Below are 25283 nucleotides of genomic sequence, written 5' to 3'. Positions count from 1 at the left end.
TCAGGCGATCTCCGGCTGACGAAGGCGGGTTTCGATCCGTTGCACGGCCAGGCTCGGTTGGCGCTGCAGGCCACCGTTCCAGTTCAGCCGTGGCGCTGCCTGGCGCTCCAGTTGCAGGGGGCCGGCGCCACGGATCAGCAGCACCAGGGTGCAATCCAGGTCGGGGCCGAAATACAGGGCGTAAAGGCTGGCGAGTAGCGGATGAGTCTCGCCGTTGGGCAGCAATCCGCTGGCCTGGGTCGTGCTCAGCGGGCCAAGGGTCAGACGCACGCCGGCATGCTCGTCCCAGACGCGGGTGCCGGCCACCGCGTTGCGGCCCAGACACAGGTTGCGACCGCCTGGCTGCAAGCGGCTGCGACTGGCCGGGGGGATTTCACGCCAGCCACCTTCGTAGGCGCTCAGTTCCACCGGTAGCGCGAACTGCTCACGGACAATCGCCGCGAACCCGGCCAGTGAGCGCCGGCCATCGGCATACAGCGCGGTGCAGGCCAGTACCGCCGAGTCGGGTGCGGCCTGGCGCTCCTGCAAGGCCTTGGGCAGCAGGCCGGTCAACGCCCGTAGTTGCGCGTGTACGGCGGATGCGCCGGGGGCCGTGAAACCCAGGGCGATGCGATGCTTGCGCATCACCTTGTAAAGCAGGCTGAGCAGTCGATGCTGGAACAGGTCGAGGAATTCCGCCGGGGCATGATCTTTCGCCCGTGCCCGTTGTTGCAGCCATTCCTGGTAGGCGTAGGGCAGCGGGCCGTCCGGGCCACCGAGGCCGAAGATCGGCGTGGTCAGGGTTGGCGGCAGGCCCTGTTCCTGGCCCAGGCTTTGTACTTCACTGGCGGCGAACAACGGCGTCAATGGCCCGCGCAGACGCAACGCCTCGGCATGGGGCGCGGTGCCGCTGCCCAGGGGTTCGGCCTGGGGATGTTCACGTTCGAGCAACAGCAAGGCCTGGAGCCATTCGAAGCGTTGCGGGTCACGCCGCAGGCGCTGGCTCAGGTTCAGAGCACCAGGGGCTTGCCGGCTTGGGGTTGCCATGTCTTCACCTCCTTGTCGGACTGGACCAGCACGGTGCGCACAAAGCGATTGGCGGTGGCGTAAAGGGAAAAGAACTGCGCCAGTACCCCGGAGAACAGTACGGCGCTGCTGCCGACAAAGTGTTGCGGATCCAACTGCAGGCGCACCTCCAGCCCATTGCGCCAGCCGCGCCAGGCGTCTTCGCCGACATGGGCGATGACCCGGTCGCAGCCCAAACCCAATACCCCTTCGATCTGACGATGGGCGCTGGCTTCATCCCGCAGGTTGTGCAATTGCAGAATCTCGCGCAGTGCATCCAGTGCTTGAGGGCCTTCGACCAGTGACAAATGGTTGAGGGTCAATTGCGACACCAGCCGCCAGCGCGACTCACCGTCCAGGCGTGGCAGGCTCTGTGGGCTGGGTGGGTTGCGCAAGCGGGCCCAGGCCACCGGCCCCGGTCGCTCGAAACCCAGCGGCGTGCCAGCCGGAAGGCTTTGGGCCAGGTGACGGTTGGTGCACAGCAGTTCGGCGGTGAGGCTGTAGTCGCGTGTGTCGGCTTGCGGGTCGAACTGGGTGTCCACCAGGCTCACCATCAAGTCGCTGCCCAGTCGGTTCGGGCTCATGCCGCTGACCCGGCGCGCATGCCAGTAAAGGGACTGGTCGCTGCCATGCTGGCTACCATAGTAGGCCGGTACCTTGCGCACGCCCTGGCTGGACATGGCGCGCATGCTACGGATGCTGTGGATCTCGACGCTGTTTTCCCGATGACTGTCGGCCACCAGCCGGTACTCGCTGCGGGTGCCATCCGGGCGCAGTGGCTCGGAAGTCCGGGGAAACAGATTGATCACCGGCGTGCAGCCCAGGGCGATGTCGCTGGCCTGGATTGGCAAGCGGCTGGGGGGAGGTCGGTCGAAAACGATGTACAGGTACAGGGACGGGCTGTCGCTGATGGCGCCGGCCAGTGGCAGGTCGAAGAAACCGAATTTATCCGGGAAGGCAAAATACTCGGCCAACAGGCGCATGCCTGGATGTACGCCATCCTCGTCCGGCAGCAAGACCTGGTCGCTGGCGAAGCCGACGATCTGCGGCAAGCCGGCCAGTGGTTCCGGCACGCTACCCGGAGCGCCGGCCAGGACTTTGATGGCATGGGCGCCAAGCAGGTCGTACAGGACGGCGTTGATGATCGGTGATGCCGCCAGGTGCACCCGCAGCGAGTCGATTCCCAGCGTCGACCACTGGCTTTCGCCCAGGCACCGCAGCTCCAGGCGCAAGGCCGAGCGGGCCTGGACCACCCCAGTCAGCGCCTGGGCCTCGTCGCTGCCCAGCAACAACGCCTCGCTGACTTCCACCGGCCACAAATGCACGGCGGCGGTGGTGCGAAAATGAATGCTCTGGCCCTTGTCCGTGGTGACGAACAACGGTGTGTCGCGGGGCAGCGGGTAGCCCTCGTTCAAATTGCCTTTGCTCGGGTCGGGTTCGAACTGCACGATGGCGCACGACGGCAAGGGGCGCATGGCCAATGGGTACAGTTGTTCGAGCAGGGCGTCGCTGAATTCGGCGTAGTCGTCATCGAGCCGGCGTTGCAAGCGCGCGGCCAGTAGCGCAAAACCTTCCAGCAGGCGCTCCACGTGCGGGTCGGGGCATTCGCCAGGAGACAGTTCCAGGCGCCGGGCGACTTTTGGGTAACGCTCGGCGAACAGGCTCCCGGCATGCCGCAACCAGGTCAGTTCGCGCTGGTAATAGTCCAGCAGTTGCGGGTCAATCGAGTCGCTCATGTCGTACCTCAAGGCCGTCGCCGGCGTGCTCGATGACAAATGCCACGGGCCAGGCGTGCAGGTCGCCGCGCAGCTCGCCCGATAGCCGTATGCACAATTGCTGCGGATGGCCCGGCACCGGGCAGACCTCGACCTCGCCCAGGCGCAGGCGAGGTTCGAAATGGCTGATGGCCTGGCGGATTTCCCGGGTCAGTTGACGCCTGTCATCGCTGCGCTGCTGTTGCAGCGCAGTCCAGTCGGCGATGCCGTAGTCGAGGATGCTCGGTGGTTCGGTCAGCGCCCGCGGGCCGCGCCGGGTGTTGAACAGGCGCGACAATTCGGCATGAACCGAGTCTTGCAACGCCTGTCGGTCGAACGCCCGAGGGGTATCATCCGCCTGGCTGGCCAGGCGTTCGAACAGGGGCGGGCGTAGCCCGAAGCCAGCCATGGGCGGCGCTTCCTTACTTGGTCATTTTGTTGGCGGCCAGGTCCCAGGTCGTGCCCGCCGTGCCTTCCTTGGTGCCGTCGTCTTTCTGCGCGGTGAGCTCCCATTTGATCTTGGTGAAGTTCAGCGACAGGGTTTCCACCGGTTTACCGCCGGTGCCGCCGCTGACGCTGACGTTGGACAGCACCACGTTGGTCAGGGTGTAGATGATGAACGGCATGAGTTTGCCGCTGCCCTCGGCGGCGTTGCGGCCAATGGTGATGACAGCTTGTGGGATCGGCTTGCCGGCGCAGCAATACTCGTTGAGGGAAGGGGTGGAGCTGTCGATGAATTTGGTCAGGGTGAACTCGCCGATGTGGGGCCGGCCGGAGGTGCGCTCCGAGTTGCTGACGTCATTGGTGACCTGCATCGCCACGTTGTGGCTGTAGGACATGACCTCGATCTTGTCCGTGAAACCCTCCAGCAGGCTGTCGCCCTTGATGTCGCCGCCGAGGTCGAGAATGATTGCATCCATTGTGTGGAACTCCTGAAGAAGACGAATGAGGTAGTGCCCGATACCGATGAATTAACCTGTGGCCAGGGAACTGCTGTGGCTAGAGCTTTTTGTGGCGAAGGAGCTTTTGTGGCGAGGGAGCTTGCTCCCGCTGGGGCGCGAAGCGGCCCTGTTTTTTGGGACTGCCGGGCAGTCCAGCGGGAGCAAGCTCCCTCGCCACAAAAAGCTCCAGCCACACAGCCACACCGTGATCAGGCAGCCACTGGTGGCGGCAGGGTCGCCACCAGGCGGATCGAGGCGGTCAGTTCCTCAAGCTGGAAGTGCGGCCGCAGGAATACCGTGGCCTTGTAGGCCCCCGGTTTGCCTGCCACTTCCGTCACGTCCACTCGCGCTTCGCGCAACGGGTATTGCGCCTTGATCTCTTGCGGCGCGTTGTCGTTGATCAGCACGTAGTCGGCGATCCAGTTGTTGAGGTAGGTCTGCACGTTATCGCGGGTCATGAAGCTGCCGACCTTGTCGCGCATGATCACCTTCAGGTAATGGGCGAAACGCGAGGCCGCGAGGACATACGGCAACATTGCCGAGATCCGCGCGTTGGCGTTGGCCTCGTTGGTGTTGTAGAGCTTGGCCTTGTTGGTGGTCTGGCCGCCGAAGAACACCGCCACATCGCTGTTTTTCTTGTGGCACAGGGCGATGAAGCCCAGGTCGTTGAGTTCTTTTTCGCGGCGGTCGGTGATCGCCACTTCGGTCGGGCACTTGAGCGACAGGTCCCCGGAACTGGTACGGAAGGTATGGGCGGGCAGGCCTTCGACCGCGCCGCCGCCCTCGGCCCCGCGAATCGCCGCGCACCAGCCATATTTGGCGAAGGCTTCGGTGATGCGTTGCGATAGCGCCCAAGCGGCGTTGCCCCACAGGTATTTGCTGTGGTCGGTACCGTTGACGTCTTCGACGTAGTTGATGCCCTCCACCGGCAAGGTGTCCGGACCATAGGGCAGGCGCAGCAGGAAATGTGGCAGCACCAGGGATACGTAGCGCGAGTCTTCGCTTTCACGGAAGGCGCGCCATTTGATCAGTTCCTGACTCTCGAAAATCTTCGACAGGTCTCTGGGTATCGCCAGTTCGGTGAAGCTGGTCATGTCGAACAAGCGCGGGCTGGCGGCGGCAATGAACGGTGCGTGCGCCGCCGCGGCGACGTTCGACAGTTTTTCCAGCAGGCCGATGTCCTGGGGGTGGCGGCCAAAGGTGTAGTCGCCCACCAGCAGGCTGAACGGATGTCCGCCGAAGGTGCCGTATTCTTCCTCGTAGATTTTCTTGAACAGCGCGCTCTGGTCGAATTCGACGGCTTTTTCCAGGTCGTTCTGCAGTTCTTTCTGGGTGACGTTGAGCAGGCGCAATTTGAGCCGGGTGCTGGTTTCGGTGTTCTGCACCAGCAGGTGCAGGCCGCGCCAGGAGGCCTCGAGTTTTTGCAGGTCGGGGTGGTGCAGCACTTCGTTGAGCTGGGCGCTGATCAACTGATCGATCTGGCTGATGCGGTCGTTGATCATCGCCACGGTGTCCTTGTCGATGGCCATGCCTTCGTCGAGGACCTGGGTAGCAAATTCAGCGAGCATGTCGCGGGCGTAGTCCTGCTGGCTGTCGTCGTGGGCCATGCGGCCTTCGGCGATGATCTTGTCGAGCAGGGACAGGGTCTGGGTCGTGCTCTCGCTGGTTTGAGCGCTGGATGAAGCAGGCATGGCTTTATCTCCCTTGAATGATGAGCACGATCAGGCCTGTGGTTCGGTCGGGGCCGGGTCATCGTTGGCGGCCACCGTCGGCAGCTCTTGCGCTGCATCCTGGGGCCGCGCCGACTTGATCTCTTGCAGGCCTTCGGTGTTGGCGATCACGTCGCGCAGCAGCTTGTCGAGGTCGTCGTTGCCATCGAGCTTGGTCAACAGGTCCCGCAGGCGTTGACGAGCTTCGAACAGCCGGCGCAGCGGCGTGACCTGCTCCACGACCTTGACCGGGTCGAAGTCATCGATGTGACGGAAGTTGAGTTCGATGTTGAGCTTGCTGTCGTCGCCGCTGAGGGTGTTGTTCACCTGGAGCGTGGCGCGGGGGGAGATGGAAGCGAGTACCTCGTTGAAATTATCCCGATCGATTTCCGTGAAGCGCCGCTCGTTGAGCTTGGGCAGCGGCTCCAGTGGCTTGCCCGAAAGGTCGGCCAGAATGCCGACCACCAGTGGCAATTCTTTTTTCTCAATGGCGTTGCCGATTTCCACGTCATAGGTGATCTGGACGCGGGGAGGACGGACTCTGTCGAGCTTGTGCTGGGTACTTTCTGCCATGGCGGCCGACTCCGATGCATGTGGGGGAGCAATGCATCGGGAGGCCCGCTCATCGCATTCCCTTGCTGATCCGCAGGTTGCAAATGGGCGGCAGAAAACCTGTCATTCCCTTGACGAACCTGGTCCATTCAACCCTGTGGGTCGAACTATCCAAGACGCTAGAACAGGTCTATAAAAAAGCAAGCAAAAACAATTTTTGACCGCCGAGAAAAGGAAGATTCATTTTGCGTGGTTTTTTTTGCGGATTTTTTTTGAGCCTGGCGCTCACCGGGTGCTCGCTTTTTGCCCCCAGTGTCGACCTGGACAGCCTGACCCTGGACGTCGCGCCCCGTGCCAATGACGACACGCCGATCGCGGTGGATTTCATCGCCGTGAACGACCCGGACCTGCTCAAGCAGCTATCGGGTATCACCGCCAGCCAGTGGTTCGCCGAGCGCGAACAGTTCCAGCGCGACTATCGTCAACTCATGTCGGTATGGGGGCTGGAGCTGGTTCCAGGGCAATTCATCGATCGCCAACCCTTCCCGCTGGAGGGCCGGCGCGCCGCTGGACTTTTGGTCTTCGCCAGCTATAACACTCCCGGAGCCCACCGGCTTCGGCTGGACGATCAGCACAAGGCCTGGCTGAAGTTCGACAGTCGCGAGATGACCCTCGTGAATGACGGCCAGCAGGGTGACAGTCAGCCTTGAGTAAACCGCGGGCCGCCACGGGCGGCGACATTGGGATGTCGAAGGGAGTCGTATGAGTCTGTTACCTGACGCGGTGTGTTGGCATGAGGGCATGCAGTTACTGCCCCAGCATTTTCAATTACAAGGGCTGCGTGCCGAGGCCTTGGCCGCGCATTTCGCCGGAGCCTGCAATCCCTGGTTCTGGGGTGTCAGCCAATTGGAAGTCGACCCTTCGGCTCTCAGCGCCGGCCAGGTACGACTGTTGCAACTGCAAGGCACCTTGCCGGATGGCTTGCCGGTCAACCTGCAGGCCGGCGTCGGGCCGACCCTGGAGCTGGACATCGGCGAGGCGGTCAACAAGACCGACGACGCCACCGTGACCGTCTACCTGGCCATCAGCCCGCTCTGGCGTGCCGGGCAATTGCTGCCGCTCAAGGGCCGGTTGCAATCGGTGGTCGGCGAGGCGTTGCCGGATCTCACCAGTGGCGAATTTCCTGAATCGATCACTGTCTGGCGTCCGAACCCACGGCTGTGCACGCAACTGAGCAAAGCCGATTCGATCTGCCTGCCGCTGTTGCGTATTCGCAAGGAGGGTGGTGGCTTTTTGCGGGTGCCCTATACGCCGCCCACGCCCGTGCTGCTGCCAGAGTCGGAACTCGGTCGGCGCGTCGCCGGGCTGTGTGCCCGGGCCCGGGAAAAGTGCCTGTTTCTCGCCGGTCGGCTGCGTCAGGCCCAGGCCGCCGGGAACCAGGACGATGCCATGGAAATCCGCCGGCAATTGACCGCGTTGTGGGCGCGGTTGCCGGAAATCGAAGGCGCACTGAACACCCGGGTGGCGACCCCGCAATCGCTCTATGGCTTGCTGCTGGGGTTGGCCGGTGCTTGGTCGGCCCTCGATCCACTGGCGGGCGTGCCGGCCTTCGCACCCCTGGATTTTCTGGAGTTGCAGCGCGGCTACGAGCCGCTGCTCGACTGGTTGGAAGATACCCTGGAGCTGGTTCGCGCCGGCTATCGCAGCCTGGCCTTCGAGCGCAATGAGCAGGTGTTCTCGATCCAGTTGCCCGACGATCAGCCGAACCAACGCCTGGTGATCGGTTTGCGCATGCCCAACGGGGCCAGTGAGCAGGCCGCAGCCGAGTGGCTGCGTGGGGCGATCATCGCGTCCGCGCCGCACGTGCCGTTGTTGAGCCGCCAGCGCATGAGTGGCTTGCCCCATCAGGCCATGAGTCGCAACGAACAGGTGGCCTACAGCGTGGGCGATGACACCCGGTTGTTCGTGGTGGCCGCCAGCGGGCAATGGTTCGACGGGCAGTTGCCGTTGCACATCGTGGCGCCGGCGTCGGCCCAGGCCAGCAGCCCGTGGCAAGTGGTGTTGTTCGTGGCGCAAGCCGGTGAAGGTGCCTGATCGCAAAAGGGGAGTCGTATGCCTGACGGAAGTGGCGGGGCGGTTCGGAGTCTGCATGAGGCGCCGCTGAGCAGCGCTTTTCGTCAGGCTTGGCTGAAGTGGTCCCAGGAGTGGCAGGACTTGCCCAAGGACAGCGACCCTGCGGTATTGGTCAATCGGGTGGTGGAGTTTTCCGGACGCAGCGCCCAGCGTCTGTGGCGGGTGGCCTTCGCCACCGTCGGCGATGCCGCCACCGAGCAGGTCAAGGCGCTGGTCTATGCGTTCGTGGCGCTGGTGGACGAAACCTTGCTGTTCACCCCCTGGCCGGGACAACTGGCTTGGCAGCAGCACCCGCTCGAATCGCGTATGTATGCCAGTCGCCAGGCTGGCGAGCGCTTGCCTGCGGCGATCAAGAAACTGCTCGACGAGCAGATGCCCGGTACCCGGGACCTGGCGAATGTCTATCTGCAATGCCTGATCCTCGGCTTTCAGGGGCGGCTGCGCGGTGAGCCCGGTCAGGTCCAGCATGAAAAATGGCGCCTGGCGTTGTTCACCTTTGCCTGGCAGCACGACCCCGATTATGTCGATGTCAGCCAGCGCCTGGCGCTGCCTTCGGCGGCAGCGCCGATGCGTATGCCGGGGCAACAGTCACTGCCGGACGGGGTTCGCCTGGGGCTGGCGATCCTGGCAATGGTGCTGCTGCTGACCGGGCTGGGACAGGTGTTCTGGCGCGATATTGGTTCGGCCCTCGAACCGGTCCTGCAACTGAACGAGTCGGCGGTCCAGGAGCAGGATTCATGAGTCCCCTGAGCGTCTTCGCCCTGGTCTTGCTCGCCATCGTCCTGGTGCTGTTGGTCGTGGCCGGGATCTGGTGGCTGCGTACCCAGGGTGGAGCGGCGATCCGCAGTTTCTATGGGGCGGTGCGCCACATGGAGCAGGAGCAGGGCACCCGGGATCGTTATCAGATGCCCTGGCTGATGATGCTGGGCAACGAAGCGGACGGCGCGCAGCTGTGTGCCCAGTGGCGTTTGCAACCCACCGACAAGGTCGCATGGTTCGGGCGCTGGTGGTCGGATACCGAAGGCGCGGTGCTGGTGGTGCCCCAGGCGTTGTTCTTGCCCGATGAAGGCATGAACCGGCAACGGGGCAATTGGTGGCGCTTGCTGGGATTGATTCTGCGACTGCGCAGCAGACGGCCTCTGGACGCGGTGATCTGGACGGTCCCGTTCGGCAAGCTCGATGACATCGAACATGCCACTGAGTTGAGCCTCAAGGCCCGGCGCGGTTTTATCGACCTTCTGCAACGCTTCGGTCTCAGCCTGCCGGTGTACGTGGTGGTGACTGGGATGGAGCAGTTGCCCGGATTCCAGGAACTGGTCAGCGCGTTGCCTGCCGAGGCCCGGGAATCGACGTTGGGCTGGTCTTCGCCCTACTTGCCGGATGCGGCCTGGCAATCGCAGTGGAGTGACCAGGCGTTGGATCAGGTCAACGCTGCGCTGTCGCAATCGATCATTGAGATCGGTGCGTTGTCGGGACAACTGAGCGCCGATCTTTACGGGTTGCCCGAGCGTTTCGAAGGTTTGCGGCGGACCCTGCAGATTCTGCTGGAGCCGGTTTTCCAAGGTAACACCCAGGGCGAAGCACCGCGTTTTCGGGGTGTCTATTTCACCGCCAGCCAAGCGCCGGCGGTTACAGGAGATGGGTTTGCGGCCACTGACAACGTTCTGCGGCAGACGGTTTTCGCTCGGCAACTGTGGTCACGTCGCTTGGTGGCCGAGCGTGGCCTGGCCCAACCCGTACCGCGTCTGCTGCGTTTGCGCCAGCGCTGGCATCGACTGGCCGGCGCGGTCGCGTTGGTGGTCGGCCTGGTCTGGCTGGGGGGCATGTTGTGGGTCTGGCACGATTCGGTGGAGGAGGCCGAGGAGCTCTCGCGGTTGATCCTCAGTGCCCATAAGAACCATCTGGTGGTCGACTCGGACGAGCCACAACTGGAACCGACCCGGCACAACGTACAGAACTACTGGAACGTCTTGGAAAAAGCCCCGCGCTGGCGCTTCGTCTCGGTGGTCTTTCCCACTTCGTGGTTCTCCTCGGTGGACACGCAATTGGAGCAGGGCTTGCGCCTGACCGCCCGGCACCATTGGGTATTGCCGTTGCGTGACCTGCTGAACTGGGACCTGGAACAACTCAAGTCCATCCGCAACACCGAGCGCCGGGGCAACGTGGAAAGTGAAGACCCGGCGCAATGGCAAAGCTACGTGAAGGCCAAGGATCTGGTGGAGCGGGCTGTGCGCCTGGAGCAACACAATCAGCTGTTCAGCCAGGCGATAAACAACCCCAAGGCGCCGCTGGATGAGCTGGTGCAACTGAGCAACAACGCCCTGTCATTGAACCTCAACACGGGAACCTTGAGCCGGGCGCGGTTCTACAACCGGGTGCTGTTCGATGCGCAAAACACCGACTTGAAAGGGCTGGACCTGAACGCCGTGCGTCCGGCGATTTCCGATAATTTCACCGGCCTGATGCAGCGCTGGCTCGATCATTATTTCCTGGCGGATAACTTCGTGCGCCAGGCCGGCTACCTCAAGCTGCATCTGCAACGGTTGGAGGCGGGGAGTGGTAACTCCTTGAATGAGCTCGAAGACCTGATGGCGTTGATCGATGACTTGCAGACGCTGGTCAGCCTGACCAATTCGGCCTGGGGCCGGGGCAAGGGCCAGGATTTGGTGCCCGGTTACACCCAGATGATGGACAAGGTCAGCCACAGCACCTTGCTTGGCCCGGATATCGAACAGGACCTGGAGAGCCAGGCGGCGAAGTTGCAGCAGAGCTTTCGTGACCAGTGGATCGTCCAGACCGGTTCCCGGGACAATCTGCTGGTGCAACAGGGCAGTGGCCTGCTGGTGCTGCAAGACCATGTCACGGCGCTGGACGGTGCGGTACAAGCCTTGTTCAAGCGTGATTTCGTGGCGTTGGCGTTGCAGAAGGATCCCTCGGGCAGTAATGCCGATTCGATGGGCCAGGGCGACGGCAGCGATGATTTCAGTGTTGCCCTGAACTACTTCGCCAGCTACAAGAGTTACGCCAACGAGGAGCTGCCGCGCATCCCGCCGGATTACCGTGACGCGCTGATGCAGGCCGCTGAAGGCGCCGCGGCCCGGGCTATGTGGTTGAGCCTGGACGAAAGCGACGAGTCGTTGCCCGGTATGGGCTTCAATGTGCAAACGGCCCAGGCGGTTACGCTGCAAAAAGCTTTCATGGACGTGCACCGTGGCGACCTGGCGATACGTTTCCAGCGTCTGCTCAATCGCCGGGCATTGGCACAGATCAAGAGTGGCCTGGACGAGATCGATGCCCAGCCGCTGTTCAGTCAACGGGCCGATATCCAGCGTTGGGACGGCTCGAAAAACTTCGGCCTGCTGCTCTACGGAGCCAGCGATCCACAAGACCTGAAGCTGAACCTGAACCAGCAATTCGGCGCGATGCTGCAGATCGCCGAGCAGCGAATGCCCGCGCTGGAATGGCTGATCGTCCAGCAGGACAATCTGTCGGCCCTGGAGCACGACCAGGTGGCTCGCTTCATGGCCCTCAACGATGAATTGCTCAAGTACAAGAACCAGAACCCGGCCAGCTCGGCGGCCCAACTGGAACAATTGGTGAGCCGGGACTTTATCGCCATGGACACCACCTCCTGCGCGCAGATCCTGCAGACCTCCAGTTTGCCCGGCGGGCGCGGTGACCTGGCCCTGCGCACCGTCGCGTTGCAGCAGGGCGCCCTGCAACGTTGCCTGTACCTGCAACAGAACCAGGCCGCGACTGCCTGGAATGACCTGGCCAACTATTTCAATCAATACCTGGCCGGACGCTTTCCGTTTTCCCAGGATGTGCGGGCCAGCGATGCCGACCCGGCGCGGGTCCAGCATTTGCTCGAGCTGATCGATACACGCCTGCCCCTGGCCCAGGCCGGGCTGACGTTGAGCCAGGTGCCGGAGCGATTGGCGGCCGAGGATTTTCTCAACCGTTTGAAACAGGCCGGGGCCTGGCTCGGGCCGCTGTTCGTGCGCGACAAGAGTGGCATCCTGGGTGTGGAAATGGACGTGCGCTGGCGTACCGATCGCGATGAAGAGCGCGGCGCCGACCAGGTGATCGCCTGGAGCCTGGACGCCGGCAACCAGCAGATCAGCTACCCCGGCGGCGGCCAGCAGAACCTGCGCTGGATGGTCGGCCAGCCCGTGCGCCTGACTTTGCGTTGGGCCCGCAACGGTTACCAGCGTCCGGCCAACGACCCGTTGCAACCGAACCTGGTGGTGCGCGACCTGGAGGCCGGTTGGGAATACCAGGGGCCATGGTCATTACTGCGCCTGATGCGCTCGTTGGTGACGAGCCAGCGCCAGCCGAATGTCGACTACACCGATTTTCCCCTGGCCCTGCAATTGCCGGTGACCGCCCAGACCCAGGCCCGCACGGCGCAGCAAACGTTGATGTTCGTGCGCCTGTCGTTGATGAGCCAGGGCTCCAAGCTGCCCTTGTCGATCCCACCGCTGCCGACGCGGGCGCCCCGTTCACCTTTCATGGCGACCTCATCGAGTCCCGCCATCGCCACTCGTGAGGAAGGCTTGTGAGCTTGCCGATATCGCCTTTACCTGAACTGGTCAGCCAATTGCTCGAGCCGATCAGCGCTGAATCGCCTTGTGGCCAGGACCTGCGCTACGAACCGGAATATGATCAGTTGCGCGAATTGCGCCGGGAGGACGACACCAGCCTGCCCACGGGCGTGTGGCAGTCTTCGATCAAGCGCGCCCTATGGCCAGACCTGGAACGACTGGCAACCATGTTGCTGCTGGAGCGCAGCAAGGACCTGATGATCAGCGCCTGGCTGGGGGAGGCCTGGTTGCATATGGCCGGGCTGGAGGGGTTGCCGGGTAGCCTGGCGCTGGTGGCGGGGCTGTGTGAGCGCTACCCGGAGCAGTTGCACCCCCAGGCCGATGAAGGCGACCAGTCGTGGCGGGTGATCCCGCTGGAATGGCTGGCCCGTCGCTACAGTGAGGTGTTGCTGACGCGCGTGCCATTGCTCGATGGCCGGGACCAGGAGTTCTCCGGTTTCTGTCTGGACGACTGGCAACGCTTGCAGCGCCAGCAAGTGTTGGGCAACGACAGCAAGAACGCCAAGGCGTCGGCGGAAGCGGCGCGCAATGATCAGAAGAAACTCAGTGAACTGATTCGCAGCACACCCTTGTCATTCTGGTTGCATCGCCAGGGCAGCCTGATGTTGAGCCTGCAACACCTGCAACGGCTCGAAGCCTGGAGCGACGCTTACTTGGGCAACCTGGCCCCAGGCTACAAATCCCTGCGGGATGTGATTCAGGCCTTGCTGGCCCTGGTAGAGGAGTTCATCGCGATGAATCCACAGCAACCCACTGTCTTGCCGGTGCAAACTTCACCCACGGTTACGCTTGAACCTGACCGGGCGCAGGCGAACGTGGCACCTGCCCAGGTTTTCCAGGAGCCGGCCAATCGTGAGGAGGCCTATCGACAGCTACTGGTCATCGCCGGTTACCTGGCCCGTACAGAACCCCACAGCCCGGTGCCCTATCTGATCCGGCGCGGCGTGGAGTGGGGCAACAAGCCGTTGAGCGAGTTGCTGGGGGAACTGATCAGTGCCGATGCCGAATCCCGGCGGTTATGGACATTGCTGGGGGTGCTTTAAGGCTGCGCGTCGGGTAACGGTACTGGCGTCAACACCGGCTTGCCGGAAAAAAACGCGTTCAGGTTCTGGCCCACCAGCTCCACCGTGCCACGCGTTGCTTCCGGCGACAGGCCGGCCACATGGGGCGTCAGCACGACGTTGGGCAGATGTTTCAGCGCGTCGGGCACTTCGGGCTCGTGATCGAACACATCCAGGGCCGCGCCAGCGATTCGCCGTTGCTCCAGGGCGCTGATCAGGTCGGCGGTGGCGACTACGCTGGCACGGGCGATGTTCACCAGGAAACCATTGGGTCCCAAGGCATCGAGGGCCTGTTTGTTGATCAACTGCCGGGTGTCCAGGCCGCCGGGCGTGGCGACGATCAGGAAATCCGAGACGCGGGCCAGTTCCGTGGGCGTGGCGCAGTAGGTGTAGGGTACGTCGTTGCGCATCTGGCGATTGTGGTAGCTGACGCTCATGTCGAACCCGAGGGCGGCCCGCTTGGCGATCGCCATGCCCACCGCGCCCAGGCCCAGCACGCCCAGGCGCTTGCCGGCCAGGGAAGGGCGCATGACCTTGGGCCATTCGCCACGGCGCACGCATGCGTCGGCCCGGGGAATGTCGCGTACCAGCGCCAGCAGCAGCGCCATGGCATGGTCGGCCACCGACGAGGCGTTGACCCCGGCGCCGTTGGTTACCACGATGCCCCGATTGCGCGCGGCCTGCAGGTCCACTTGTTCGTAACCGGCGCCGATCACGCAAATGATCTGCAAAATGGGCAGGGCGGTGATTTCTTCCGCCGTCAAACCCAGGGGGCCGCGGGTCAGCACCGCGCTGAAGCGTTCACCGTGTTCGAAAATCGCTGTCTTGCGTTCGGCAGGCGTGGGCGCCAATTCCAGGTGATACCCCTGCCGCTCAAGAATCGGCAGGTACTCATTGACGGTTTCAACCAGTACCAGAACGGTTGCAGTCATGCTGGGCTCCTGTGGGTGCTGGGGTGATTGCAAGTATTCAACCTGATTGTAGGAGCAGAGGGCAGGGGGTTGCGGCTTTTTATGTGCATTTCGGTTTTGGTGTCGTTCTTGCGAGGGATTGCTCGCTGTGGCGGCCTGACAGCCGACCTGGCTCTGGCGGTCGTACTGCAATCCAACTGTGGGAGCGCGACGGTACATCCAACATGAATGTCGATTGATCCTTCGCTTTCGCGAGTACGCTCGCTCTCACAGGGAATGCGGGGGCATCTTTTATGACAGTAATCTGATCCGCATAACCGCTCCTCAGCTAAGTCTTTGCTTCTGCTCGCTAATCCCGGACAATCGCGCCCCTGTTTCGGTCGGGGCGCTGCCTGTCGGGTTTTTCTGACTCGTCCCGACCGGGTGCATGTGACCGGAATACGGAGATCCGCCCGGATGAATGATCAGGCCAATAGCGTCGAAGAGCGCTTTGAAACGACTGTCCCAGCCACCCTCAGCCAATGGAGTCGTCAGGACACCACGTGGATGCTGGGTCTGTTTGGCACCGCGATTGGTGCAGGTACGCTTTTTTTACCGATCAATGCGGGCCTGGGCGGCTTTTGGCCGCTGCTGATCCTGGCGTTGCTGGCGTTCCCCATGACGTTCTATGCCCACCGGGGCCTGACCCGATTTGTGTTGTCCGGTCGCGACGGTGCGGACATCACCGATGTGGTGGAAGAACATTTCGGCCTCAAGGCCGGTGCGTTGATCACGCTTTTGTACTTCTTTGCCATTTTCCCGATCCTGCTGATCTACAGCGTGGCGTTGACCAACACGGTGGGCAGTTTCCTGGAGCATCAGTTGCATATCCAGGCGCCCCCTCGGGCTGTGCTGTCGTTGGTGCTGATCCTGGGCCTGCTGGCGGTGGTGCGCTGCGGCGAGCAGGCGATCGTCAAGGCCATGAGCCTGATGGTCTACCCGTTCATCGTTGCGCTGTTGTTCCTGGCGGTGTTCCTGATTCCCCACTGGAGCGGCGGCATCCTGACCACGGCGTCCACGCCGCCTGAAGCTTCGGCGTTGCTGCATACCTTGTGGCTGGCGATCCCGGTGATGGTGTTCTCGTTCAACCACTCACCCATCATCTCGGCGTTTGCGGTGGACCAGAAGCGTCGCTATGGTGCCAACGCTGAGGAGCGCAGCTCGCAGATCCTGTCGCGCGCCCATGTGCTGATGGTGGTGATGGTGCTGTTTTTCGTGTTCAGTTGCGTGTTGACCTTGTCCCCGGCACAACTGGCTGAGGCCAAGGCGCAGAATCTGTCGATCCTGTCGTACCTGGCCAACCATTTCAGCAACCCGACCATCGCTTTTGCCGCGCCGTTGATTGCGTTTGTCGCCATTTCCAAATCGTTCCTGGGGCACTACATCGGCGCCAGCGAAGGCCTCAAGGGCCTGATCGTCAAAAGCGGTCGTCGCCCGGCGCCCAAGACCCTGGACCGCCTTACCGCTGCGTTCATGCTGGTGGTGTGCTGGATCGTCGCCACGCTCAACCCGAGCATCCTGGGCATGATCGAAACCCTGGGCGGCCCGGTCATCGCGGCCATCCTGTTCCTGATGCCGATGTATGCCATCCGTAAAGTTCCGGCCATGGCCCGCTATCGTGGCCAGGCGTCGAATGTCTTCGTGGTGCTGGTGGGCCTGGTGGCGATTACTGCGCTGGTCTACTCCCTCTTGGCCTGACCGGACCCTTGTGGGAGCGGGCTTGCTCGCGAAAGTGGTGGGGCGGCTTGCATTGATGTTGGATGTGCTGCCGTCATCGCGAGCAGGCTCGCTCCCACATGGGGTTGCGGGTGTTCATATATTCACCACATATCCCCTGTGGGAGCGAGCCTGCTCGCGATAGCGGTAGCCGGCTAGCATCGGAATCCCAAGCATAAAAAAACGCCGCCCCTCGCAAGAAGGGCGGCGTTTTTAGTCGGGCGTTGAAGCGTTAGGCTTGAACGACCGGGATGTTGGCGTTTGCAGCGGCTTCACGGAACTCGGCGATCTGGTCGAAGCTCAGGTAGCGGTATACGTCCGCTGCCATGCTGTCGATCTTGCCGGCGTATTCCATGTACTCCTCGACGGTCGGCAGGCGACCCAGGATGGACGCAACGGACGCCAGTTCGGCCGAAGCCAGGTAGACGTTCGCGCCGTCACCCAGACGGTTCGGGAAGTTACGGGTCGAAGTCGACACCACGGTGGAGTTCGGCTCGACGCGTGCCTGGTTACCCATGCACAGCGAGCAGCCTGGCATTTCCATCCGTGCGCCGGCCTTGCCGTAGATGCCGTAGTAGCCTTCTTCGGTCAGTTGGTGAGCGTCCATCTTGGTCGGCGGCGACAGCCACAGACGGGTTGGCAGCTGACCCTTGACCTGATCCAGCAGCTTACCGGCAGCGCGGAAGTGACCGATGTTGGTCATGCACGAACCGATGAACACTTCGTCGATCTTCTCGCCAGCAACGCTGGACAGCAGGCGGGCGTCGTCCGGGTCGTTCGGCGCACAGAGCACAGGCTCGCTGATGTCGGCCAGATCGATTTCGATGACTTCGGCGTATTCGGCGTCGGCATCGGCTTCCATCAGTTGCGGGTTGGCGATCCAGGCTTCCATCGCTTGGGCGCGACGCTCCAGGGTACGTGCGTCACCGTAGCCTTCGCCGATCATCCAGCGCAGCAGGGTGATGTTCGATTGCAGGTACTCGGTGATCGACTCTTTCGACAGCTTGATGGTGCAACCGGCAGCCGAACGTTCGGCCGAGGCGTCGGACAATTCGAAAGCCTGTTCCAGGGTCAAGCCTTCCAGGCCTTCGATCTCCAGGATGCGGCCGGAGAAGGCGTTTTTCTTGCCTTTCTTCTCGACGGTCAACAGGCCCTTCTGGATGGCGAAGTACGGAATGGCATGAACCAGGTCACGCAGGGTGATGCCAGGTTTCATTTTGCCTTTGAAGCGCACCAGGATCGATTCCGGCATGTCCAGCGGCATGACGCCGGTGGCAGCGGCGAACGCGACCAGGCCGGAGCCGGCCGGGAACGAGATGCCCATCGGGAAACGGGTGTGCGAGTCACCACCGGTACCCACGGTGTCTGGCAGCAGCATGCGGTTCAGCCACGAGTGGATGATGCCGTCGCCCGGACGCAGGGAAACACCGCCGCGGGTCATGATGAAGTCAGGCAGGGTGTGGTGGGTGGTCACGTCGATCGGCTTTGGATAAGCCGCGGTGTGGCAGAAGGACTGCATCACCAGGTCAGCCGAGAAGCCCAGGCACGCCAGGTCTTTCAGTTCGTCGCGGGTCATTGGACCGGTGGTGTCCTGGGACCCCACGGTGGTCATTTTCGGTTCGCAGTAGGTGCCAGGACGTACGCCTTTGCCTTCTGCCAGACCGCAAGCCTTGCCGACCATCTTCTGCGCCAGGGTGAAACCCTTGGTGCTTTGAGCGGGAGCTTCAGGCTTCTTGAACAGATCGAAAGGTGGCAGGCCCAGCTCGGCGCGAGCCTTCTCGGTCAGGCCACGGCCAATGATCAGCGGAATACGACCGCCGGCACGGACTTCGTCCAGCAGCACTGGAGTCTTCATTTCGAAGGTGGTGATGACTTCGTCGGTACCGTGCTTGCAGACTTTGCCGGCATGCGGGTACAGGTCGATCACGTCGCCCATGTTCATGTTCGAAACGTCGAACTCGATAGGCAGTGCGCCGGCATCTTCCATGGTGTTGTAGAAGATCGGAGCGATTTTGCTGCCGAAGCAGAAACCGCCAGCGCGCTTGTTCGGCACATAAGGAATGTCGTCGCCGAAGAACCACAGCACCGAGTTGGTCGCCGATTTACGCGAGGAGCCGGTACCAACCACGTCGCCGACGTAGGCGATCGGGAAGCCTTGGCCGCGCATTTCTTCGATTTGCTTCATCGGGCCGGTCTTGCCTTGCTCGTCCGGAACGATGCCGTCACGGGCCATTTTCAGCATGGCCAGGGCGTGCAGCGGGATGTCAGGACGCGACCAGGCGTCTGGAGCAGGGGACAGGTCGTCGGTGTTGGTTTCGCCGGTCACCTTGAATACGCGCAGGCTGATCTTGTCGGCCAGCACCGGGCGCTTCTTGAACCACTCGCCTTCGGCCCAGGATTGCAGCACGGCCTTGGCGTGAACGTTGCCGTTCTTGGCTTTTTCAGCCACGTCGTGGAAGGCATCGAACATCAGCAGGGTGTGCTTGAGTTCTTCGGCGGCTACCGGCGCCAGCTCGGCGTCGTCCAGCAGCTCCACCAGGGTCACGATGTTGTAGCCGCCCTGCATGGTGCCGAGCAGTTCAACGGCACGTTTCTTGTCCAGCAGAGGGGATTGGGCCTGGCCCTTGGCCAGGGCGGACAGGAAGCCGGCCTTGACGTAGGCAGCCTCGTCGACTCCAGGCGGAACGCGATTGGTGATCAGGTCAACGAGGAAAGCTTCTTCGCCAGCCGGAGGATTTTTCAGCAGCTCGATCAGGCCTGCGGTTTGTTCGGCGTTGAGCGGCTGGGGAACGATACCCAGGGCTGCACGCTCTTCGATATGTTTGCGGTAGGCTTCAAGCACAGTTATTACCCTCATCAGTGGTCCCAAATGGGTGTCCGGGACGCTCATCCAGAAACCCACGGTACTCATGCGCGTCGGAGGCTTTTTGAGCCACCACGCCAGAGTTTCCGTAAGTTCCTCACAGAAGCTGCTTTCAAAGTTTTACGCCTGCAGAACGGGGAGCTGATGAGGGTTGGCGTTGGGCTTTCCCCGCTGGAAAGACCCTTCGCCAACACCGCTCTGAAGGAACGACTGTGCTCGTGACGCTTTGAAAACAGCTTCTAACGGACATTGGCGCCTTAAAAGGCTGGCTGATTCTACGGGAAAAAAAAATTAAAGGTAAGTTGGGCCTGGAAGTTTGAGGGGTGATCAATCTTAGACAAAGGGCTAACATGCCGGCCTGTCCTGCTTTTGCGTGTGCTTTTCCTTATGCCCAACCAGCTCATCAAGACCCCCTGCGTCGGCCTTTGCTCCACTGTCTACGGTGACCTGGTGTGCCGTGGCTGCAAGCGGTTCCACCATGAAGTGATTCACTGGAACGGCTACAACGAGGAGGAGAAACGCGCGGTGTGGATGCGCCTGGAGCAACTGCTGGTGCAGGTGATGGTGGCCAAGTTGGAGGTTTTCGACCCAGGATTGCTGCGCCAGCAACTGGAATCGCGCAAGATCCGCTTCGTGCCGCATCAGTCGGAGTATTGCTGGGCCTATCAGTTGATCGCCCGGGGCGCGCGGGTGATCAACAACCTGGAGGCCTATGGCATGGTGCTGATGCCGGAGTTCCGCGACTGGGAACTGCCGGACCTGCGCGATGCCATTGATCGGGAATTCTTCCTCCTGTCCGAAGCCCATTACCAGCGTTATATCGCACCGGGGTTCCTGAAGGATGCGATCGGCGGCTGAGCTTTAAAGGCATCGCGAGCAAGCTCGCTCCCACAGGGGATTTGTGGGTTTCCTGGGGCCAGTGTGGGAGCGAGCTTGCTCGCGATGGCGATCTTGAGGATACAAAACCTCAATCCTTGGTCGCCAACTCCACCAGATGATCCTCGACTTCCTGGGGCTTGAGCACCAGCACATCGCTTTCCAGCGTATCGAGCACGGCTTCGGCGGTGTTGCCAATCAGGACCCCGGACAACCCCGAGCGGGCCACGGTGCCTATCACCGTCACCGCCGCCTGCAGCTTGCGCGCCATGTAGGGAATCAAGACGTCCGCCGGGCCTTCTTCGATGTGCAAATGCTGGTCGTCGATGTCGAACTCAGCCTGGAACGCGCGGCATTGTTCGCGGTACTTGGCCTCGATGGTTTCCTTGAGTTGGAACGTCGGGTCGGCGGACGAAAGCATCGGCGTCGGGTGGGCACTGATCACATGCAGGTGCGCCTTGGCCAGCAGGGCAATGTCATAGCCGTGATCGATGATGGTGTTATGCAAATGGCGGTGCTCGCCATCGGCATTGCCGACATCGACGGCCGCCAGGATCACCTTGTCTTTCCAGGAACCGGCGGTTTTCACCAGTAGCACCGGGGTCGGGCAGTGGCGCAGCAGCTTCCAGTCTGCCGGGGTCAGCAGGGCTTTTTTCAGCGGGCTGTCGGGGAAGTGCTGCTTGATCACCAGCCCGCAACCTTCGGCCTGCTGCACGTCGATGATGGTCTCGTAGAGACTTTCGTTCCAGGCCTGTTCGGTGGTGACACTGTAGCCGTCCGCCAATAGCGCGGCCTTCAGCACGCTAAGCATGCCGGCATGGTCATGCTTTTTGTCACACACCAGCAGGTGCAGGTGGGCCTGGGTCACTCCGGCGATCAGTTTGGCGCGCTTGAGCGCCAGGCTTTCCGAATGTTCGGGCTCAATGACCACCAGGATGCTGCGAATGGCTTGCATGATCGGCGTTCTCCTGCAATGAAAAGGCTGGCGTTGCTCAACTGTAGTTATTGTTGAACAGTCTAGTTGCTCTGGGTGAGTCGTCGACTTGACGCATATCAACGGCGGTGGCTGGTGGTCTGGGGGCAGGCCGGTATAATCGGCGCCCTTCGCTCGACTACCTTTTCCCGTGAGCCCCATGAATCTTCCCGAAATTCACGAATTCCTCGGCTGCCGCACCCCCGATGCCTGGGTCCAGGCCGCGCTGGCCGACCAGGAAACGTTGCTGATCGACCACAAGAACTGCGAGTTCAAGGCCGCCAGTACCGCCCTGAGCCTGATCGCCAAGTACCACTCCCATGTCGACCTGATCAACCTGATGTCGCGCCTGGCCCGGGAAGAGCTGGTGCACCACGAGCAGGTCATGCGCCTGATGAAAAAGCGCAAGATTGGCTTGCGCCAGCTCTCCGCCGGGCGTTACGCCTCGGGGCTGCGCAAGGTGGTACGCAGCCACGAACCGGTCAAGCTGGTGGACACCCTGGTGGTTGGCGCCTTCATCGAGGCCCGTAGCTGCGAGCGTTTCGAGGCCTTGGTGCCGCACCTGGACGAGGAACTGGGCAAGTTCTATTTCGGCTTGCTGAAAAGTGAAGCCCGGCATTTCCAGGGTTATCTGAAACTGGCTTACCAGTATGGCGACGCCAAGGACATTGCCCAAGTGATCGACAAGGTCCGCGACGCCGAGCGGGAGTTGATCGAGTCACCGGATGTGGAGTTTCGGTTCCACAGTGGTGTGCCGACTTTGTAGTGCCGGGTTACCTGGGCTGACGCCATCGCGAGCAGGCTCGCTCCCACAAGGGATTTTCTGTGTACACGCTATTTGTGAGCACTGAAGATCAAATGTGGGAGCGAGCCTGCTCGCGATAGGGCCGTTTGCAGCTCTGCCTCTTAACCGGTCAGTCCCAGGCGCTCATGCCAGTGGGCAATCGACTCCTTGGGGTAGACCTCGAACCGCTGATCGCCAGGATGCGCCTCGACTTCCACCCATGGCGCCTTGGAGCCGAGCATCAGGTGGGTGTGCTCCGGCGGCACCGGCAATGGCGTGTCGATGGCTGAGGCAAAGGGGTGAACCAGTTCCGGCCATTCAGGGCTGAATAGCCAGAGCCCCGAACCGCACAGGGCACAGAAATGCCGTTCGGCACTGCTGCGGTGGGCGCGTTTATCGCCGTCGTCCTTGAGCCGCGCATGATAGATCGAGATGTGCTTGCGCCCGCGCACCTTCAGGCTTCGGGCATCGCCCCCCAGATTGATCGCAAAACCGCCGCCACCCTGGGTCTTGCGACAGATCGAGCAGTAGCAGCGCTGGTAGGGGTAGGGATGAGCGCTGTCGAGGGTGAACGACACCGCGCCGCAGTGACAGGAACCTTCTAGCTGCATGGGAACCTCCAATTGGGGATTGGAATGACTCAGGACAGCCTAGACGGTCGGTGTCTTGATCGTTGAATTGAGAGTGACCCTGCGACCGCCTTCGCGAGCAAGCCCGCTCCCACAGGGAGTTTGTGTCGGTCGCAAATGTTCTGCCCGCTCTCGGTCAGTGTGGGAGCGGGCTTGCTCGCGAAGGCGTCGGTACAGCCAACATTACCTGGGCACCCGCCACAAATACCACGCCGCTGCCGTCCGATAAGGGCTCCATGCCCGCCCGATCTCAATCATTTGCTTGCGGCTGGGCTGTTGCTCCAACCCTTTTAGTCGGCGATAACCTTCGCGTACGCCGAAGTCATCGGCCGGCAGGATGTCGGGTCGTTCCAGGCTGTAGATCAGTAGCATTTCCACGGTCCAGCGCCCGACGCCGCGCAAGCTGACCAGGCGCTCGATCAACGCTTCGTCTTCCATCGCCCGTGCGGTGGCGTAATCCGGCACCACCCCGTCCAGGGCCGCTTGGGCGATGCCCTGGATGGTCGCGATCTTGCTGGCGGAAAAACCACAGCTGCGCAACTGCATAACGTCTGTCGCCAGGATCTGCCCGGGCCTGGGGAAGGTCTGCGCCGGGAACAACGCCAGCAACCGCCGCAGAATCGCATCGCCGGCCTTGGCGTGCAACTGCTGGTAGGCAATCGCCCGCACCAGGGCTTCATAGGGTTCGCGGGCTGGCTTGGGCAGCAGCAGACAAGGGCCGATCGCCTCGACATGACGGCACCAGTCTTCGTCGAGGCCTGCCAGGAAGATACTGGCGTCGTGGTAGGGCACAGGCATCAGGTGTTCTTACTCCGGAGCGCTCAAAATGCCAGGGGCAGCGAAACCTGCACGGCGGCTTTTTCCAGCCGCAGCAGAAACGCCTTGCGCGGTTGTCCGCCACCGTAGCCGGTCAACGAGCCATCCGCCCCGATCACCCGATGGCAGGGGATGACGATGGCCAGGCGATTCTGCCCGTTGGCCAGACCCACGGCGCGGCTGGCGCCAGGGCTGCCCAGGGCTGTGGCGATAGCGCCATAGCTGCGGGTTTCGCCGTAGGGAATCTTTTGCAGTTCAGCCCAGACCCGTACGGCGAAGGCGCTGCCGGGCATGTGCAACGGGACCTTGAATACCGTGAGCTTGCCGGCGAAATACTCGGCCAGTTCGGTTTCGATCTGTTGCAAATGCGCGTTGTGGCCCGGCGCAACGGTGTAGCCGTAGCGTTGTTGCAGCTCTTCCAACTCCTTGGTCAGGGCCGGGCGGTCGAGGAATTCCAGCAGCACCAGGCCCCGTCGTTCGGCCATGGCCAGCATGGGGCCTAACGGTGTGGTCAGGCGGGTGAACAGCAAGGGTTCGCTGAGGGCCGCGCGACCCGGTGTGATATGAAAGGATTTCACGAAGGCGTCACGAAAACCGCTCAATGACTCATAACCGGAATCGAACGCGGCATTGTCGATGGAGGTGCCTTCCTTGATGCCGCCCAGGGCAATGCCCAGGCGGCGGGTGCGCAGGTAGGCGTGGAAGGTCATGCCGAAATGTTGCTTGAACCAGCGGCGCAATTTCAGCGGTTCAATGCCTTGCTCCAGCAGCAGGGCGTCGGTCCAGCGCAGGTCTGGCTCGGCGTCTACAGCCTTGAGCAGGGCCTGGATCCAGTCCGGCGCGATGGCCGCGGCGTCCAGTGGCTTGCAACGCAGGCAGGCCCGGTAGCCGGCCGACAGGGCTTCATCGGCATGGGCGAAGAACTCGACGTTCTCCGGTTTCGGCTTGCGCGCCGTGCAACTGGGGCGACAGAAAATGCCGGTGGTCTTGACCGCGGTGAAGAACACCCCCTCGTAGGCGGTGTCGCGTTCGAGCATGGCGCGGACCATCTCGGCATGGGGCGGGAGCAGCGAGTCTTGTAGGTTCATGGGCCGAGCATAGAACCGTGCCCGCCATGACTCCACCGAAAAATCGACAGTGAATTCCCCGCGCACTTGGTCGGATGCTCACGAACAAAAATTGAACCTCTGAGTCTTAAGGGTTCAACCGTTGTTTTTGTCTTTCGGAGACATCATGTCCAAACATAAGAAATCCCTCATTGCCGTTGCTGTCTGTGCCTTGGCGCTGGGTGCCTCGGCCTTGCTGCCTGCCGACCTGTCGCCTATCGGTTCGAGCTACGCCGCAGGCGGTGGTAACGGTGGTGGTGGCGGTAATGGTGGCGGTAATGGTGGAGGAAACGGTGGCGGCAATGGCGGTGGCCACGGCGGTGGCATTGGCGGCGGTATCGGTGGTGGCCAGGGCCACGACAAGTCCGGCGACTCCAGCGGCCTTGGCAAAGGATTGGCCAGCGACCACGCCGGCACTCGCACCCGCGATCATGGCCTGAGCGGCAAACACACAGGCACCACCCGCACTGACCGTACCAGCAAGGCTTCGCTGACTTCGAGCATCGCCAAGGACCGTGATACGCGCGGCCTGACCAAGGCTTCGGCGATTTCCACCGCGACGCCGGGGACCCATAACACCAAGGGCCTGACCAACGCGACCAGCTCTTCGACCAAGAACGATCGCTGATCGCCTGAACAAGCCGCGATGCCTGATCGAGGTGTCGCGGCTTTTTTGTGGGCGAGGGTTTTGCTTTTTCCTCATTAGGCAGTTTTCTTCAATACCCGCCGTAACGGGCCACTTACCCTGATCGCCACCTCACAGACATGAAAG

At 62.2% G+C, this 25283-nt stretch carries 21 protein-coding genes; 9 read left to right on the top strand and 12 right to left on the bottom strand.

What is annotated here, in order from left to right; translation table 11 throughout:
* From tssG to tssB, 6 genes are all read right to left on the bottom strand, one after another.
* Window positions 1-1026, bottom strand: a complete 1026-nt coding sequence (tssG, locus tag GN234_RS05775) for a type VI secretion system baseplate subunit TssG (protein ID WP_163854027.1) — start codon at window positions 1024-1026, stop codon at window positions 1-3.
* The gene (tssF, locus tag GN234_RS05770) at window positions 990-2780 is read right to left on the bottom strand and encodes a type VI secretion system baseplate subunit TssF (protein WP_176688059.1); all 1791 of its coding nucleotides are present in this window, start codon (window positions 2778-2780) and stop codon (window positions 990-992) included. Before tssF ends, tssG begins: the two co-directional genes overlap by 37 nt.
* Entirely contained in the window at window positions 2764-3207 is a 444-nt protein-coding gene (gene tssE, locus GN234_RS05765; RefSeq protein ID WP_176688058.1) for a type VI secretion system baseplate subunit TssE, read from the bottom strand. The genes tssF and tssE overlap by 17 nt, the downstream gene beginning before the upstream one ends.
* 13 nt (window positions 3208-3220) lie before the next feature.
* The gene (locus GN234_RS05760; RefSeq protein ID WP_109756006.1) at window positions 3221-3718 is read right to left on the bottom strand and encodes an Hcp family type VI secretion system effector; all 498 of its coding nucleotides are present in this window, start codon (window positions 3716-3718) and stop codon (window positions 3221-3223) included.
* 230 nt (window positions 3719-3948) lie between these two features.
* On the bottom strand, window positions 3949-5430 hold the full coding sequence (gene tssC / locus GN234_RS05755) for a type VI secretion system contractile sheath large subunit (RefSeq protein WP_109756007.1): 1482 nt from the start codon (window positions 5428-5430) through the stop codon (window positions 3949-3951).
* Window positions 5431-5460: 30 nt separating this feature from the next.
* On the bottom strand, window positions 5461-6021 hold the full coding sequence (gene tssB, locus GN234_RS05750) for a type VI secretion system contractile sheath small subunit (protein WP_109756008.1): 561 nt from the start codon (window positions 6019-6021) through the stop codon (window positions 5461-5463).
* A gap of 224 nt (window positions 6022-6245) precedes the next feature.
* Between tssB and GN234_RS05745 the strand changes: the two genes are divergently transcribed.
* From GN234_RS05745 to tssA, 5 genes are read left to right on the top strand one after another with little or no spacing between them, the layout of a single operon-like run.
* Window positions 6246-6710, top strand: coding sequence for a type VI secretion protein (locus GN234_RS05745; protein WP_109756010.1), 465 nt, complete (start codon window positions 6246-6248; stop codon window positions 6708-6710).
* A gap of 52 nt (window positions 6711-6762) precedes the next feature.
* On the top strand, window positions 6763-8094 hold the full coding sequence (tssK, locus tag GN234_RS05740; protein ID WP_116832166.1) for a type VI secretion system baseplate subunit TssK: 1332 nt from the start codon (window positions 6763-6765) through the stop codon (window positions 8092-8094).
* Window positions 8095-8112: 18 nt separating this feature from the next.
* Entirely contained in the window at window positions 8113-8874 is a 762-nt protein-coding gene (locus GN234_RS05735) for a DotU family type IV/VI secretion system protein (protein WP_176688057.1), read from the top strand.
* Entirely contained in the window at window positions 8871-12695 is a 3825-nt protein-coding gene (locus tag GN234_RS05730) for a type VI secretion system protein (protein WP_176688056.1), read from the top strand. Before GN234_RS05735 ends, GN234_RS05730 begins: the two co-directional genes overlap by 4 nt.
* Window positions 12692-13780: a type VI secretion system protein TssA gene (gene tssA, locus GN234_RS05725; RefSeq protein WP_109756014.1), complete on the top strand. Its 1089-nt coding sequence runs from the start codon at window positions 12692-12694 to the stop codon at window positions 13778-13780. Before GN234_RS05730 ends, tssA begins: the two co-directional genes overlap by 4 nt.
* On the opposite strand, the gene GN234_RS05720 is transcribed toward tssA, so the two are convergent.
* Entirely contained in the window at window positions 13777-14730 is a 954-nt protein-coding gene (locus GN234_RS05720) for a 2-hydroxyacid dehydrogenase (protein ID WP_176688055.1), read from the bottom strand. The genes tssA and GN234_RS05720 overlap by 4 nt on opposite strands.
* A gap of 435 nt (window positions 14731-15165) precedes the next feature.
* Between GN234_RS05720 and GN234_RS05715 the strand changes: the two genes are divergently transcribed.
* Window positions 15166-16446, top strand: coding sequence for a serine/threonine transporter (locus tag GN234_RS05715; RefSeq protein ID WP_109756016.1), 1281 nt, complete (start codon window positions 15166-15168; stop codon window positions 16444-16446).
* A 250-nt stretch (window positions 16447-16696) separates the two neighbouring features.
* On the opposite strand, the gene acnB is transcribed toward GN234_RS05715, so the two are convergent.
* Window positions 16697-19306: a bifunctional aconitate hydratase 2/2-methylisocitrate dehydratase gene (gene acnB / locus GN234_RS05710; protein ID WP_109756017.1), complete on the bottom strand. Its 2610-nt coding sequence runs from the start codon at window positions 19304-19306 to the stop codon at window positions 16697-16699.
* 408 nt (window positions 19307-19714) lie between these two features.
* Between acnB and GN234_RS05705 the strand changes: the two genes are divergently transcribed.
* Window positions 19715-20185, top strand: a complete 471-nt coding sequence (locus GN234_RS05705; RefSeq protein ID WP_109756018.1) for a DUF1289 domain-containing protein — start codon at window positions 19715-19717, stop codon at window positions 20183-20185.
* Between the two features lie 109 nt (window positions 20186-20294).
* Here the strand turns inward: GN234_RS05705 and GN234_RS05700 are convergent, their stop codons facing one another.
* Window positions 20295-21158, bottom strand: a complete 864-nt coding sequence (locus GN234_RS05700; protein ID WP_109756019.1) for a universal stress protein — start codon at window positions 21156-21158, stop codon at window positions 20295-20297.
* A gap of 178 nt (window positions 21159-21336) precedes the next feature.
* Here GN234_RS05700 and GN234_RS05695 point away from each other — a divergent pair, with 178 nt between their 5' ends.
* Window positions 21337-21942 carry a MiaE family protein gene (locus GN234_RS05695; RefSeq protein WP_109756020.1) on the top strand — a complete coding sequence of 202 codons (606 nt, stop codon included), beginning with the start codon at window positions 21337-21339 and terminating at the stop codon, window positions 21940-21942.
* 140 nt (window positions 21943-22082) lie between these two features.
* Here the strand turns inward: GN234_RS05695 and GN234_RS05690 are convergent, their stop codons facing one another.
* The 3 genes from GN234_RS05690 to GN234_RS05680 all read right to left on the bottom strand — a co-directional run bounded on the left by GN234_RS05690 (window position 22083) and on the right by GN234_RS05680 (window position 24493).
* Window positions 22083-22571 (bottom strand): GFA family protein, encoded by a 489-nt coding sequence (locus tag GN234_RS05690; protein WP_176688054.1) that lies wholly within the window; start codon window positions 22569-22571, stop codon window positions 22083-22085.
* 201 nt (window positions 22572-22772) lie between these two features.
* Entirely contained in the window at window positions 22773-23387 is a 615-nt protein-coding gene (locus GN234_RS05685; RefSeq protein ID WP_176688053.1) for a DNA-3-methyladenine glycosylase family protein, read from the bottom strand.
* A gap of 23 nt (window positions 23388-23410) precedes the next feature.
* A complete protein-coding gene (locus GN234_RS05680; RefSeq protein WP_176688052.1) occupies window positions 23411-24493 on the bottom strand; it encodes a bifunctional transcriptional activator/DNA repair enzyme AdaA in 1083 nt (360 codons plus the stop codon).
* A 145-nt stretch (window positions 24494-24638) separates the two neighbouring features.
* Between GN234_RS05680 and GN234_RS05675 the strand changes: the two genes are divergently transcribed.
* Window positions 24639-25139: a hypothetical protein gene (locus GN234_RS05675; protein WP_176688051.1), complete on the top strand. Its 501-nt coding sequence runs from the start codon at window positions 24639-24641 to the stop codon at window positions 25137-25139.
* Window positions 25140-25283 lie beyond the last annotated feature (144 nt).

It is taken from the genome of Pseudomonas bijieensis, assembly GCF_013347965.1.
Classification (GTDB): domain Bacteria; phylum Pseudomonadota; class Gammaproteobacteria; order Pseudomonadales; family Pseudomonadaceae; genus Aquipseudomonas; species Aquipseudomonas bijieensis.
Note: the sequence above shows the minus strand (reverse complement) of the source record. Positions and strands in the feature narration are given on the sequence as shown.

Excerpts from the sequence above, each read along its gene's own strand:
- tssG (WP_163854027.1), bottom strand. The coding sequence starts at position 1,026 with ATGGCAACCCCAAGCCGGCAAGCCCCTGGTGCTCTGAACCTGAGCCAG.
- tssF (WP_176688059.1), bottom strand. The coding sequence starts at position 2,780 with ATGAGCGACTCGATTGACCCGCAACTGCTGGACTATTACCAGCGCGAA.
- tssE (WP_176688058.1), bottom strand. The coding sequence starts at position 3,207 with ATGGCTGGCTTCGGGCTACGCCCGCCCCTGTTCGAACGCCTGGCCAGC.
- GN234_RS05760 (WP_109756006.1), bottom strand. The coding sequence starts at position 3,718 with ATGGATGCAATCATTCTCGACCTCGGCGGCGACATCAAGGGCGACAGC.
- tssC (WP_109756007.1), bottom strand. The coding sequence starts at position 5,430 with ATGCCTGCTTCATCCAGCGCTCAAACCAGCGAGAGCACGACCCAGACC.
- tssB (WP_109756008.1), bottom strand. The coding sequence starts at position 6,021 with ATGGCAGAAAGTACCCAGCACAAGCTCGACAGAGTCCGTCCTCCCCGC.
- tssK (WP_116832166.1), top strand. The coding sequence starts at position 6,763 with ATGAGTCTGTTACCTGACGCGGTGTGTTGGCATGAGGGCATGCAGTTA.
- GN234_RS05735 (WP_176688057.1), top strand. The coding sequence starts at position 8,113 with ATGCCTGACGGAAGTGGCGGGGCGGTTCGGAGTCTGCATGAGGCGCCG.
- GN234_RS05730 (WP_176688056.1), top strand. The coding sequence starts at position 8,871 with ATGAGTCCCCTGAGCGTCTTCGCCCTGGTCTTGCTCGCCATCGTCCTG.
- GN234_RS05720 (WP_176688055.1), bottom strand. The coding sequence starts at position 14,730 with ATGACTGCAACCGTTCTGGTACTGGTTGAAACCGTCAATGAGTACCTG.
- GN234_RS05715 (WP_109756016.1), top strand. The coding sequence starts at position 15,166 with ATGAATGATCAGGCCAATAGCGTCGAAGAGCGCTTTGAAACGACTGTC.
- GN234_RS05705 (WP_109756018.1), top strand. The coding sequence starts at position 19,715 with ATGCCCAACCAGCTCATCAAGACCCCCTGCGTCGGCCTTTGCTCCACT.
- GN234_RS05700 (WP_109756019.1), bottom strand. The coding sequence starts at position 21,158 with ATGCAAGCCATTCGCAGCATCCTGGTGGTCATTGAGCCCGAACATTCG.
- GN234_RS05695 (WP_109756020.1), top strand. The coding sequence starts at position 21,337 with ATGAATCTTCCCGAAATTCACGAATTCCTCGGCTGCCGCACCCCCGAT.
- GN234_RS05690 (WP_176688054.1), bottom strand. The coding sequence starts at position 22,571 with ATGCAGCTAGAAGGTTCCTGTCACTGCGGCGCGGTGTCGTTCACCCTC.
- GN234_RS05685 (WP_176688053.1), bottom strand. The coding sequence starts at position 23,387 with ATGCCTGTGCCCTACCACGACGCCAGTATCTTCCTGGCAGGCCTCGAC.
- GN234_RS05680 (WP_176688052.1), bottom strand. The coding sequence starts at position 24,493 with ATGAACCTACAAGACTCGCTGCTCCCGCCCCATGCCGAGATGGTCCGC.
- GN234_RS05675 (WP_176688051.1), top strand. The coding sequence starts at position 24,639 with ATGTCCAAACATAAGAAATCCCTCATTGCCGTTGCTGTCTGTGCCTTG.